The sequence below is a fragment of the Rhodococcus sp. PSi06 genome (assembly GCF_054960675.1).
Genome location: NZ_JBHNYO010000022.1, coordinates 88,038 through 100,105, shown reverse-complemented (window position 1 = coordinate 100,105; position 12,068 = coordinate 88,038). Strand labels below are relative to the sequence as shown.

The 12,068-nt window shown below is 60.6% G+C and carries 11 protein-coding genes; 10 read left to right on the top strand and 1 reads right to left on the bottom strand.

Annotation, left to right across the window (positions count from 1 at the left end):
* Positions 1 to 57: 57 nt before the first annotated feature.
* Positions 58 to 1,440, bottom strand: a complete 1,383-nt coding sequence (locus ACFI9K_RS23885) for an MFS transporter (protein WP_462665815.1) — start codon at positions 1,438 to 1,440, stop codon at positions 58 to 60.
* Positions 1,441 to 1,686: 246 nt separating this feature from the next.
* Between ACFI9K_RS23885 and ACFI9K_RS23880 the strand changes: the two genes are divergently transcribed.
* The 10 genes from ACFI9K_RS23880 to ACFI9K_RS23835 all read left to right on the top strand — a co-directional run bounded on the left by ACFI9K_RS23880 (position 1,687) and on the right by ACFI9K_RS23835 (position 12,063).
* The gene (locus ACFI9K_RS23880) at positions 1,687 to 2,328 is read left to right on the top strand and encodes a 4-carboxy-4-hydroxy-2-oxoadipate aldolase/oxaloacetate decarboxylase (protein WP_462665814.1); all 642 of its coding nucleotides are present in this window, start codon (positions 1,687 to 1,689) and stop codon (positions 2,326 to 2,328) included.
* A gap of 114 nt (positions 2,329 to 2,442) precedes the next feature.
* A complete protein-coding gene (locus ACFI9K_RS23875; RefSeq protein WP_462665813.1) occupies positions 2,443 to 3,426 on the top strand; it encodes a DODA-type extradiol aromatic ring-opening family dioxygenase in 984 nt (327 codons plus the stop codon).
* Positions 3,423 to 4,085: an RraA family protein gene (locus ACFI9K_RS23870; protein WP_462665812.1), complete on the top strand. Its 663-nt coding sequence runs from the start codon at positions 3,423 to 3,425 to the stop codon at positions 4,083 to 4,085. Before ACFI9K_RS23875 ends, ACFI9K_RS23870 begins: the two co-directional genes overlap by 4 nt.
* Positions 4,082 to 4,744, top strand: a complete 663-nt coding sequence (locus ACFI9K_RS23865; protein ID WP_094695097.1) for an RraA family protein — start codon at positions 4,082 to 4,084, stop codon at positions 4,742 to 4,744. Before ACFI9K_RS23870 ends, ACFI9K_RS23865 begins: the two co-directional genes overlap by 4 nt.
* Before the next feature lie 5 nt (positions 4,745 to 4,749).
* Positions 4,750 to 6,522 carry an FAD-dependent monooxygenase gene (locus ACFI9K_RS23860; protein ID WP_462665811.1) on the top strand — a complete coding sequence of 591 codons (1,773 nt, stop codon included), beginning with the start codon at positions 4,750 to 4,752 and terminating at the stop codon, positions 6,520 to 6,522.
* Positions 6,519 to 8,126 (top strand): fatty acyl-CoA synthetase, encoded by a 1,608-nt coding sequence (locus ACFI9K_RS23855; protein WP_462665810.1) that lies wholly within the window; start codon positions 6,519 to 6,521, stop codon positions 8,124 to 8,126. The genes ACFI9K_RS23860 and ACFI9K_RS23855 overlap by 4 nt, the downstream gene beginning before the upstream one ends.
* A gap of 3 nt (positions 8,127 to 8,129) precedes the next feature.
* A complete protein-coding gene (locus tag ACFI9K_RS23850; RefSeq protein WP_462665809.1) occupies positions 8,130 to 8,519 on the top strand; it encodes a RidA family protein in 390 nt (129 codons plus the stop codon).
* Positions 8,520 to 8,571: 52 nt separating this feature from the next.
* Complete coding sequence (locus tag ACFI9K_RS23845) at positions 8,572 to 9,570, top strand: amidohydrolase family protein (protein ID WP_462665808.1); 999 nt, start codon at positions 8,572 to 8,574, stop codon at positions 9,568 to 9,570.
* 291 nt (positions 9,571 to 9,861) lie between these two features.
* Entirely contained in the window at positions 9,862 to 10,833 is a 972-nt protein-coding gene (locus ACFI9K_RS23840) for a PDR/VanB family oxidoreductase (RefSeq protein ID WP_462665807.1), read from the top strand.
* A gap of 21 nt (positions 10,834 to 10,854) precedes the next feature.
* Positions 10,855 to 12,063, top strand: coding sequence for a cytochrome P450 (locus ACFI9K_RS23835; RefSeq protein ID WP_462665806.1), 1,209 nt, complete (start codon positions 10,855 to 10,857; stop codon positions 12,061 to 12,063).
* The last annotated feature ends 5 nt before the right edge of the window (positions 12,064 to 12,068 follow it).

Here is a 12,068-nt window from a genome sequence, read left to right as displayed (position 1 = left end):
GAATCTGAACTCATTCTTCTGCGTTCAGCGGTGTTGTGGGATCTATGCGATGCCTGCTCAGCGAGGTGTGCTGTCCGTATCCGCGGTTGTGGTGCGCATGGATGCGGTCCTGATCGCTGGCCGGCCAGAGTTGACGTCGACCAAGCTTTGGTCCGAGCGCTCAGGCAGTGTGAGTGCGGCCCACCCGCTAGCTGCCGATACGACTACCAGAAAAAGTGCGACGGGCCATGTGTTGGTTGCTCCTCCGGCTGCGGCGAGCAAGGAGGTGGCAATCAGCGGCGAAAATCCGGAGCCGACGGTCTGAGCGAGCTGGTAGCTGGTCGACACCCCGGTGTAACGCGATTCGGTGGGGAACAACTCTGTGAGCATTACAGGCGCAACGCCTGTCACTGCGGGCATTACGAAACCGAGGTAGATCGCCAGGGCGATCACCATTGTCGTTGTGTTTCCCGAGTTGACGAAGTGAAAAATGGGAAAGGCCAAGATTGCGGTTGCGGCGATGCCAGGGATGACGACCGATCGACGTCCGATCCGATCCGAGATTGCGGCGTACACGGGGGTCATGAAGATGCTCAACAGGGTGCCCAGCAACGTTGCCGAAAGAGCCGCTGCGCGTGAGTATCCAACCGACGGGGCGTAAGAAATGACGAAGATCCCGAATGTCCCCAAGCCGCAGTAGGGACCAATTTGAAACAGAACGGACTTGAACAGCATGACAGGCTCGGAGCGAACGAGTACCAGAATCGGCGTTCCCTCGGCTGGAGTGCCCGACGTTGCCCGGCTGTTCAAGAACACAGGGCTTTCCGATATGCGTGCCCTGAAGTACATTCCGAGCGCGAGTAGGGCGAAGCTGAGCAGGAATGGCACGCGCCAGCCCCAGCCGAGCATTTGGTCCTCAGGTAACGACGCGACCCACAGCATGGCTGCTGTGGCAATCACCGCTCCGGTGGGAGCGCCCATTGCAGCTGCGCTGCTAGCTAGGCCCCGCTTTTCGGTGCTTGCGTGCTCGGACACCATAAGTACCGCCCCGCCGTACTCCCCGCCCACCGCAAAACCCTGAATCAGGCGCAATGAAACTAGTAAAAGTGGTGCCATAGAACCGATTTGGTCGTAAGTGGGCAGCAGGCCGATCAGGCCACTCGTAAGTCCCATTGCGATCATGGTTACCAGCATCACGTTCTTGCGACCCACTCGGTCCCCGAAGTGCCCGAAGACCATAGCGCCGACGAACCGTGCGGCGTATCCAGCTGCCAAGGTCGAGAGGGCGACGAGAGTGCCCACAACCGGGCTCAGATTCGCGAAGAAGACTTTGTTGAAGACGAGCGCGGCGGCGGTGCCGTAGAGAAGGAAGTCGTAGTACTCGATGGTCGTCCCGAGATAGCTCGACAACGCGACGCGACGGACGTCAGCCCGCGATCGGTTCGGCTCGATAGCGCTCACGGTGGTCCTCTCTGAGGAGGCGACGGCCTGTGTCGCGGGATCGCGAAAGCAGAGTGATGCGCCTCACATTGGGTGTGGGAAACACGTATATCACATGCAATATTGAATGCAATTGTGCGCTGTATTTTCGTGCTTTCTGAAGAACGGCCAGTTCAGGATCTATTGCATTCAATTGTGCATGAAGGCTATGGTTCAGATCACACGTCTAGGCGAGCGGCCTGACTCCAGCGAGAGCGAGATCAAATCATGGTTGCCACATCCGTCGAACGCGCGCCGTCAACTGGAGAAGCGGCCACCGAACGCTTCTCTGCTGCCACGGTGCACGAGGCCGCCGGCCGAACTGGGGCGCTTCCCGCCAGGATCCGCCCGGTCTATTCGACCGCTGAGATCTACGGGCCCGCGTTCCCGGTGTTGTGTCCAGTGGGAGACAACTTGTGGTTGCACCGCGCCGTCGCCGAAGCATCTCCGGGTGACATTCTGGTGGTCCAGACAACCGCGGCCGACGACTACGGGTACTGGGGTGAGATTCTCAGCGAGGCGGCGCGCGCTCGTGGGCTGGGTGGATTGGTTCTGGACGGCGGAGTTCGAGACGTCGGCGCTCTGGAAATAGTCGGAATGCCGGTCTTTTCTTCGACCGTCTGCCTCAACGGCACGGTGAAAGACCCCGAGGGTCCAGGTTGTCTGGGGGCCCCGATTCGTCTGGGCGAGATACGAATCGAACGTGGAGACGTCGTCGTCGGTGACATCGACGGTGTCGTGGTCGTACCTCAGGATCGATGGCCCACTGTCGCGACGGCATCACGAGAGCGCGAGGCCAAAGAGGCCTCGATCATCGGCAAGATCCGATCGGGTGCGTCCACTCTCGATCTGTATTCACTGCCCCGCTGAGCGAACTTGTTCGGCCCCTCCCATCCGGAGTCTCGAAGGCTACCGGGTACAAACACGAAAGAGGTTCACCATGAACGCATTCCGAACACGACCCACTCCGAACGGAGTCGGACGATGAGTAAGATCGTTGCCGTCGTCGGCACCTCCCACAGCCCTATGCTCGGCATGGAACCAGAGCGCATGTGGACCCTGCGAGCAGAGAACGACGCAGCGAATGATTACGAGCTGTTCGACCAGCAGGGCACTGTGCGCAGTTTCGAGGACTTGGTAGCCGCCGCGGGCGGCCGTTACGACGACGAACTTTCACTCGACTCATGGAACGCGAAGTACGAGGCAGCGTTGGGCTGCGTGGATCGACTCCGCGAAGACCTGATCCGTGTGGCCCCCGACCTGCTCATTGTCATCGGCGACGACCAAGAGGAGTTGTTCACGGCTCGCAATCAGCCTGCTATCGCGGTCTATCACGGTGAGAAGATCGAGACCCACCAGCCCGTCGAGATGGGCAATGCCCTGCTGAGCCAGGTGCAGCACAACCTGGGCATGGACGGCGAGATCTACCCCGGCCATCCGTCAGCGGCATTGCACATCATCAGGGAATTGGTCTCCCGCGATTTCGATATCGCGACCAGCTCGGAAACGGAGACCGAGGGCGGCTTCGGCCACGCCTTCGCCTGGGTCGTCGGCAAGATGCTCAGGAACATCACGATTCCGATGGTGCCGGTTCTGATCAATACTTACTACCCGCCCAACCAGCCGACACCTGGCCGCTGCTACGACCTCGGTCGTGCATTGGCTGCAGCGATCGATTCTCTGCCCGGCGATCTTCGAGTCGCCGTCGTCGCATCGGGCGGATTGAGCCATTTCGTGGTCAACGACGAACTCGATCGTCGCATCCTCGACGCCATGATCGACCACGACGAAGCTACTCTGCGCACTCTGCCTGTCGAGCAGCTCGACTCCGGAACCTCGGAGGTCCGCAATTGGATCGCCGCCGCCGGGGCCGGAAAAGATCTCGAGCATTGCTGGAGCGAATACATACCTGCATGGCGCAGTCCCGCCGGAACCGGGGTCGGACTCGCGTTCGGGTTGTGGACGTGAGCACCGTGGGTCGGCTCGCCGCACTCGACACGTGCGCGGTCTCCGACGCACTCGACTCGCTCGGTTTGCCGGGGCCCGCGCTGGGACTGCATGCGGTCTCCGGTGATCGGACGATCGCAGGTCGGGCCGTCACCGTCGATCTGGTCGAAGCAGACGGAATGAGCATCGCGCCGCGGCATCTGTGCACCGCCGCAGTCGATGCGTCCGGGCCGGAAAAGGTGATTGTGGTCGCTCATCATGGACGAACACACGTTGCGGGATGGGGCGGGGTGCTCTCTGCCGGTGCCGTCGCCCGCGGCAGCGAAGGGGTCATTGTCGACGGTGCGGTACGTGACCTCGACGAGGCCCGCCAATTCGGACTGACCTTGTACGCGTCCACGTCGGTACCAGTCACAGCGCGCAAGCGCATCATCGAACGGGCATGGGATGTGCCGGTCGACATCGCCGGCGTCCGAGTCGAGCCGGGCGACTATGTCCTCGCCGACGGCAGTGGAGTGGTGTTCGTTTCGCACGAGCGCGTCGAGGAGGTACTCGGCATAGCCGAAAGTATTGCAGACAAGGAAAGGCAGATGCTCGTCCGCGTCCGCAGCGGCGAACCGATGGCAACTGTGATGAGCGCCAACTACGAGACAATGCTCGATCGAGAGGTACTTCGATGACCGACCACACGCAGATCACCGAAGAACTGTCCACGCTCGACACAAGTCACCTCAGTGATGCGTTGGACAAGCTCGGCCTCAACGGCCAGTGCGCAGGACTGCTTCCCCTCGATCGCACTGTTCGACTCGTCGGGCGCGCGTTCACCGTTCGCTACGTACCGGTAGGGGACGACGGCGGAACGGTCGGCGATTACATCGACGACCTCGAACCAGGAACCGTAGTCGTTCTCGATAACGCAGGACGTCTCGACACCACAGTGTGGGGCGATCTACTGACTGCGACCGCATCCCACCGTGGAGTATCGGGCACGGTCATCGATGGAGTCTGCCGCGACTCCGATTGCGCACTGGAGCTGAGCTATCCGGTCTTCAGTCGGTCGCGGTGGATGCGCACAGGCAAGGACCGGGTGCGGGTCGACGGGTACAACCTGCCGGTGACTGTCGGCGGGGTCCGGGTCGAACAAGGGGACTGGCTCGTCGGCGACGCCGACGGAGTGGTGTCCATCCCGGTCGGTCGGGTCGGTGAAGTCATCGATCTCGCGTCCGGTATTCGCGATACCGAAGACACCATTCGAAGCGCCGTCCGATCGGGACAGTCGCTGACCGACGCCCGCCGCGCGCACGGATACCACACCCTGCAAACACGACAGAGAGGCTGACTGTAATGGTTCTCGAAGACATCGTCGACGTAGCAATTGTGGGTGGTGGACCTGCGGGACTGTCGGCCGCTATCCAGCTTGCCCAACTCGGCATAGACGCCGTTGTGTACGAAAGACGCGTCACCACTTCGCATCTTCCGCGCGCACACCTGCTCAATCAGCGAACAATGGAAATTTTCGAGGCGATGGGCGTCGCGGACGACGTGTATGAACTGTCACCGCCCGACGACCGCTGGCACCGCGTCGGTTGGTACACCTCGCTCGCCGGTGACCGCCCCGCGCAAGGCAAGGAAATCGGTCATATCGACGCGTGGGGCGGGGGGCTCGACCGTGAGCGTTACGCCGCAGCCAGCCCCAACCGATACGCCAATGTTCCGCAGATGCGACTGGATCCGCTTCTGCGCAAACACGCTGACCTACACTGCCCCGGCAAGGTTCACTACGGATACGAAGTTCGCGACCTCCGCCAATTCGACGGATACGTCGAACTCGACGTGCACGAGGTAGCCACCGACACCACCAGCACCGTCCGGGCTCGCTACGTCATCGGCGCCGACGGTGGACGAGTGTGTTCGACGCTGCTGAATGTTGCCATGGAAGGACCGACACAGCTTCTCGACATGGTCAGCATGCATGTCACTGCGGATTTGTCCTCATGGACTGTGGACGATCAGGTACTGCTTTACTACTTCATCGACCCGCACGGTAGGGGCTCGTTCCGAGGAAGCATGTGCGCGATGGGACCCGACACCTGGGGGACCGATTCACGTGAGTGGGCATTTCATCAAGCATTTGCATGGGGCGACCCGGCCGCGAAGGACACCGACACCCTCACCGCGCGTGCCCGGGACATGCTCGGCATCCCCGACCTGAAGTTCGATGTCCACGCCATCAGCCACTGGGAACTCGAAGGAGTGACCGCAGAGCGTTACCGCGTCGGCAACGTTTTTCTGGTGGGTAACGCAGCCCACCGCCATCCGCCCACCGGTGGACTTGGACTCAATACAGCCGTGCAAGACGTCGACAACCTGACCTGGAAGATCTACCAGGTACTTCGCGAAGAAGCCGGCGACGAACTCCTCGACTCCTATGACGCTGAGCGTCGCCCCGTCGGCTTGTTCAACGTCCGCCATTCGCTCGAGAACGTCGGCGGCCATCGACGTGTCGCGGCAGCTATGGGTTTGGGCGCGGATACTTCGATCGAGGACGGATGGGCCGCCATCGACGCATGGTTGGCATTGGACGCTGAAGGAGACCGACTCCGTGCTGGAGTAGCCGACGCAGTGGCCTCGAACGCCGACGACTACGGACAGCTGAACGTCGAACTGGGATTCTTCTACGGCGAGGGTGCCGTGGTTCCCGACGGCAGCCCGCCACCGGTCTCGAACAACCCGCTGCGGGACTACGTCCCGACCACCAGACCAGGCCACCATCTTCCGCACGCGTGGATCAGTAAGGGCACCTTGCGCGCGTCGACTCTCGAACTGATCGATCGGCGCAAATTCACGCTGTTGGTGGATCCTCGGTATCTACCCACCTGGGCAGATGCGGTCGCCGAATACGATCTGCCGGTCGAGGTCATCGCCGTCGCAAGCGATCCCGACGGTGGGCAGCCAGGCAGTTGGGCGAGTGTGCGCGAAATCGACGCCAGCGGTGCAATCCTCGTTCGTCCGGATCGACATGTCGCGTGGCGAACGATGACGCTGCCGGCCGAACCTGGAGCTGAGCTGGCCGCGGCGCTGCGCACACTCTCACGCAGGCAGGGAGCACTCGCATGACCACCTCGATTTCGGTAACCGACACCGTGGCGTCCGCGCGCCGGCACTCGGTGGCAGACATCCTGCACCGCACAGCTCAGCGGGTACCTACCAAGACCGCGCTCATCGACGGCGATCGAACGATCGATTACCGGGAACTCGATAGAGTAGTCGATGCCGTGGCCGGGGCACTCCATGTTCGCGGCGTACAGCGAGGTGACCGACTCGCGGTCCTCTCACGCAACAACTGGCAGTTCGTGGTTCTGAATTACGCCACCGCACGGCTGGGAGTAATCCTCGTACCCATCAACTTCATGCTCACGGCAAGCGAAATCGCGTACATCTTCGGCAACAGCGAGATCACTGCCCTGGTCACCGAACGTGAGTTCGTTGCTACGGCTGATACAGCACTTGCAATCGTGGGTCGACCGCTGACGGCGAAGGCCGTCGTCGGAGCCATCGGCGACGACACCGACTGGGAACAATTCTCGTCCTGGCTCAGCGGCGAAGACGCGGCTCCCGAAACCCTTGTAGGCGACGACGATCCGATCCGGATCATGTACACATCGGGCACCGAGTCACGGCCCAAAGGCGCGTTGTTGTCCAACCGCGCGCTGATAGCCGAGTACACCAGCTGCATCGTCGACGGCGGGATGGCGAGCGGGGACATCGACTTGCACACCTTGCCCTTCTACCACTGCGCGCAGCTCGACTGTTTTCTCGGCCCCGACATCTATCTCGGAGCGACGAGCATCATCCTTCCCGGTCCTGATCCTGACAAGATCCTCGCGGCAATCGCGACTCACGGCGTCACCAAGTTCTTCGCTCCACCGACGGTCTGGATTTCGCTGCTGCAATCTCCGAACTTCGATCGGACGGACCTGTCGTCGCTGTGCAAGGGCTACTACGGCGCATCTCCGATGCCCGTCGAAGTGCTGCGCGAGATCCGCGAGCGCTTACCCCGGGTGCGGCTGTGGAATTTCTACGGGCAGACCGAACTAGCTCCGGTCGCAACGATCCTTGCACCGGAAGATCAAGAGAGTCACCCCGGTTCGGCCGGCCGGCCGGTACTCAACGTAGAGACCGTCGTCGTGGACGCGGACGACACCATCCTTCCGGTCGGAGAGGTCGGCGAGGTCGCTCACCGCAGCCCACAAGCAACCCTTGGTTACTGGCGAGATCCGGTACGTACTGCAGAAGCGTTCCGCGGCGGGTGGTTTCACTCGGGCGATCTGGGCTACTTCGACACCGACGGCCGATTGACCATCGTCGACCGCAAGAAAGACATGATCAAGACCGGCGGGGAAAACGTCGCCAGCCGCGAAGTAGAAGAAGCAATCTACCTGCTCCCCGGTGTAGCAGAAGTTGCCGTCTTTGCCATCCCACACCCGAAATGGGTCGAAGCCGTCTGCGCGGTGGTCGTGGCCAAACCGGGAACCATCCTCGACGAGGTGGCGGTGCGCTCGCACTGCTCGAACCGATTGGCGGGCTACAAGATTCCCAAGAAAGTCGTTGTCGTCGACTCGTTGCCGAAGAACCCGAGCGGGAAAATTCTGAAACGCGACCTGCGTACTTTATTCGCCGACCTCGCAACCAACACCGTTCTCGCAACCAAGGAGCCTTAACCGATGTCACGACGTTCTATCGAAATTCCGGGACTTCACCACGGCAAGGCTCCCATCCCACAGGCCTCACTGGTAGGCCCTTTGTTGGTCTCGAGTGGAATCAATGGACTCGACCCCGACAGCGGTACCGTTCCCGAGACCGTGGACGGTCAAGTGTCCGTGATCTTTTCGAATATCAGCCGCATTCTGGTGGCCGCCGGCGGTACGGTAGCCGATATCGCGAAACTCACGTTCTTCGTTCGAGACCGAGCGGCTCGTGCGGTCATCGACCCGCACTGGGTGGCCATGTTCCCCGATGCCGCCAGTCGCCCGGCACGTCACACACTCGAACAACCGCTGGCCGACCCACTGCTCATCCAGTGCGAACTGATCGCATACGTCGCTGCGCTATGACGTGTGCACGACAGACCACCGAACCCCTATCTCGAAGGATTGAAAGAACATCATGATCATCGACTCACATGCCCACATCGTGGCACCCGACGGTCTGTACGCGTTCCGCGCGAACTTGATGGCCGACGGCGGTTACTACATCGGCCAGCCCAAGATCAGTGACGACTCGCTCGCCGCATGCGCTTCGAGCAACGTCGAAACCATGGACGCAGTCGGTACCGATGTCCAATTGCTCTCCCCGCGACCGTACTACCAGGGGCATTCTATGAAGCCCGCGCGGCTGGTGGACGCATGGATCCGTGCCAACAACGATGTCATCGCTCGGACCGTCGATCTGCATCCCACCCGGTTCGCGGGCGTTGCCGGGCTGCCCATCACACCGGACGAGCCGGTCGAACGTGCATTCCCGGAATTGCTCCGTACTGTCCAGGAACTCGGCTTCGTCGGCGTGACCGTCAATCCGGATCCACACGAGGGAACCGGTAACGCGCCGGCGCTCGGCGACCCGTACTGGTACCCGCTGTTCGAGCAGCTCGTCGAACTCGATGTGCCGATGCAGGTGCACTCTGCAGGCTGTTACAACGGGCGTGAGACGTACAGCGAGCACTTCATCACCGAGGAATCGATTGCGATCCTGTCGATGATCAGAGGAAAGGTCTTCGAGCGCTTCCCAACGCTCAACGTGATGATCTCCCACGGCGGCGGCTCGGTGCCCTACCAGCTCGGACGGTGGCAGGCCGAACACCTGCACCCCGGACTCGGAGGCGATCCTGCGGCACCGCGGTTCGAGGACCACCTCAAGCATTTCCACTTCGACACCGTTCTGCACTACTCGCCAGCGCTCGAATTACTGCTCAAGACAGTCGGATCGGACAGAGTGTTGTTCGGAACCGAACGCCCCGGCAGCGGCTCTACCGAGAATCCCGAAACCGGCCGTCCTTTCGACGACCTCAAACCGGTTATCGAGGGCTTCGACTTCCTCGACGAGTCCGACCGTACAGCGATTTTCGAGGAGAACGCCCGACGGATGTTTCCTCGGCTGAAGCTCTGAGCAGCGGCAAATATGATCGTTGCCGAGCCATCCGCCAATTGATGCGCGGGCCTCGGCGCGCTTGCGGCGAGCTGAAATTCTCCGTCACGTTGGCATTCGATGCCCAGCTCATCAGCGATCGGCAACCAGTAACAGACATGGACACCGCGCGGCCGAACAACCCACTCCGTTGGTATCGAGTGAGTTGAACGTGGCCTGTACGCGAGCCAGAGCGAAGAATCAAAACAATCAAGCTGTGGTTCGCGATCCAGCCAATATCTCGATTTTTCTCGAACAGCAGGAAGGTGTGAAATGCAATCGATCGCGAACGCCGACGCTACCGCAATTTTGCCCTACGTTATTACGACTAAGGTGGAGGTTGCGCTCGGTGTCGTTGAACTGACACTTCGGCATGAGCTGGGGTACCGGCTGCCGGAATGGACGCCTGGCTCGCACATCGATCTCATTTTACCCAACGGCCTCACCCGTCAGTATTCGTTGTGCGGCGACCGATGGGACGCTTACAGCTATCGCGTTGCAGTCTTGCGCGAGAATAATGGGCGCGGCGGATCAGCAATGATTCACGACCAATTGAGTATCGGTGACCATGTCGGAATCGGCGGCCCCCGGAACAATTTCCCAATGGTGCCATCGGAGAATTATGCATTTATCGGCGGGGGAATTGGGATAACGCCGCTGTTGCCAATGATCAACCAAGCGAGAGGTCTCGGTGCGAACTGGCGACTGCTTTACGGTGGACGCACAAAAGAAGCAATGGCCTATCTGAACGAGATTGCGGAGTTCGGGGGTGATGTCATTATTGTCCCAGAAGACCGAGAAGGCCTACTTCCTTTGTCGGACTGGATATCCGAACTTTCCAAAGATGTCTCAAAGCTGTATGTCTGCGGACCGAGCCGACTCTTGGACGTAGTGGAAGCACTATGCGCCGACTGGCCCGTTGGTGGTTTGCGCACCGAGCGATTTGTCCCGAAATTACTCAGCGCCCCAGTGCGTAGTGCTCCCTTCGATGTCGAGCTTGCGCGCTCGGGCCGGACGGTGACGGTGCCCCCGGACAGCAGCATTCTCGACGTCGTGCGCGAAGTCGGCGTGAACGTTCTCTCGTCCTGTCGTGAGGGTACCTGCGGAACATGTCAAGTGACTGTCCTGTCGGGCCAGCCCGAGCATCGGGACTCCGTGTTCGATGACGACGAGCGCGAACGGAACGATGCAATGTTTGTCTGCGTCTCGAGATCGTGCTCCGACAAACTCGTTCTAGACCTCTAGCAGCAGGAAAGGTGTGACCTTATGTCGATATCTACTCGGGCTCCCGTAAGCCAGGCAGATCCCTATGATCTCGGAGTTCTAGCGGACCCTTCGAGCTTTCATCAGGGCCTGCGGGAAGCCGGCCCGGTGGTGTATCTCGAGAAGTACGACGTGTTTGCCATGGGGCGATTCAACGAGGTCAGTGCGGCACTCACAGACTGGCAGTCTTACCAATCGTCGGCGGGAGTCGGCGTATCGAATTTTCTTCGTGAGAAGCCTATTCGACCGCCCAGTCTTCTTCTCGAGGCTGATCCGCCTCGCCACGATGCCCCGCGCATGGTGTTATCGAAAATACTCGGAGCGGGCACCCTTCAGCGGCTTCGAGAAAAGTGGACAGTTGCCGCCGAAAACTTGGTCGACGGAATCCTGTCCGCGTCGACAGAGTTCGATGCAGTCGGTGCTCTGACAGATGCCCTACCGCTGAAGATTTTCGGCGATGAGATCGGTCTTCCCGCGGCTGGGCGCGAGCATCTACTGCCCATGGGTGAATTTATCTTCAATTCAGGTGGGCCGCTGGACAGCCCGCTGATGCAGGCGAGTGCGCAAAAAGTTCAGCGGGAAGGGACTGTCGAATGGGCGATGGCACACTGCGAACGCGAAAACTTGACGGAGGATGGTTTTGGTGCGCAGGTGTGGTCCGCGGCCGACCGGGGGGATATAACTAAGCAGCAGGCACCGATGATCGTGCGGTCACTGCTGTCGGCGGGGTTCGATACAACGGCGAGTGGGCTGGCGGCATTACTGTATGCACTGGCGCTTCATCCTGAGCAATGGATGCTTTTGAGCGAGAACCCCACATTGGTGCGGAACGCATTCGACGAGGCCATAAGATGGGAATCTCCGGTTCAAACGTTTTATCGAACAACTACGGGAGATATGTCTATCGACGGAGTGTGTATACCGGACGGATCGAAGGTGCTTTTGTCGCTCGGTTCGGCGAACCACGATCCTCGCCGGTGGGAGTTGCCCGATGCATACGATGTGACACGGGATCCATCCGGGCACGTCGGGTTCGGCATGGGAATTCATCAATGCGTTGGCCAACACATTGCCCGGTTGGAAGCCGAAGTGCTACTGACGGCGTTAGCCGCACGAGTGTCCACGATCGCTCTTGCGGGCAAGGCGCGTCGACGCCTGAACAATACATTGCGGTCGTGGGAATCCATTCCACTTCGAGTTGCATTGAAGTAGTACCG

Excerpts from the sequence above, each read along its gene's own strand:
- ACFI9K_RS23865 (WP_094695097.1), top strand. The coding sequence starts at position 4,082 with ATGACCGACCACACGCAGATCACCGAAGAACTGTCCACGCTCGACACA.
- ACFI9K_RS23850 (WP_462665809.1), top strand. The coding sequence starts at position 8,130 with ATGTCACGACGTTCTATCGAAATTCCGGGACTTCACCACGGCAAGGCT.
- ACFI9K_RS23855 (WP_462665810.1), top strand. The coding sequence starts at position 6,519 with ATGACCACCTCGATTTCGGTAACCGACACCGTGGCGTCCGCGCGCCGG.
- ACFI9K_RS23860 (WP_462665811.1), top strand. The coding sequence starts at position 4,750 with ATGGTTCTCGAAGACATCGTCGACGTAGCAATTGTGGGTGGTGGACCT.
- ACFI9K_RS23875 (WP_462665813.1), top strand. The coding sequence starts at position 2,443 with ATGAGTAAGATCGTTGCCGTCGTCGGCACCTCCCACAGCCCTATGCTC.
- ACFI9K_RS23840 (WP_462665807.1), top strand. The coding sequence starts at position 9,862 with ATGCAATCGATCGCGAACGCCGACGCTACCGCAATTTTGCCCTACGTT.
- ACFI9K_RS23880 (WP_462665814.1), top strand. The coding sequence starts at position 1,687 with ATGGTTGCCACATCCGTCGAACGCGCGCCGTCAACTGGAGAAGCGGCC.
- ACFI9K_RS23835 (WP_462665806.1), top strand. The coding sequence starts at position 10,855 with ATGTCGATATCTACTCGGGCTCCCGTAAGCCAGGCAGATCCCTATGAT.
- ACFI9K_RS23845 (WP_462665808.1), top strand. The coding sequence starts at position 8,572 with ATGATCATCGACTCACATGCCCACATCGTGGCACCCGACGGTCTGTAC.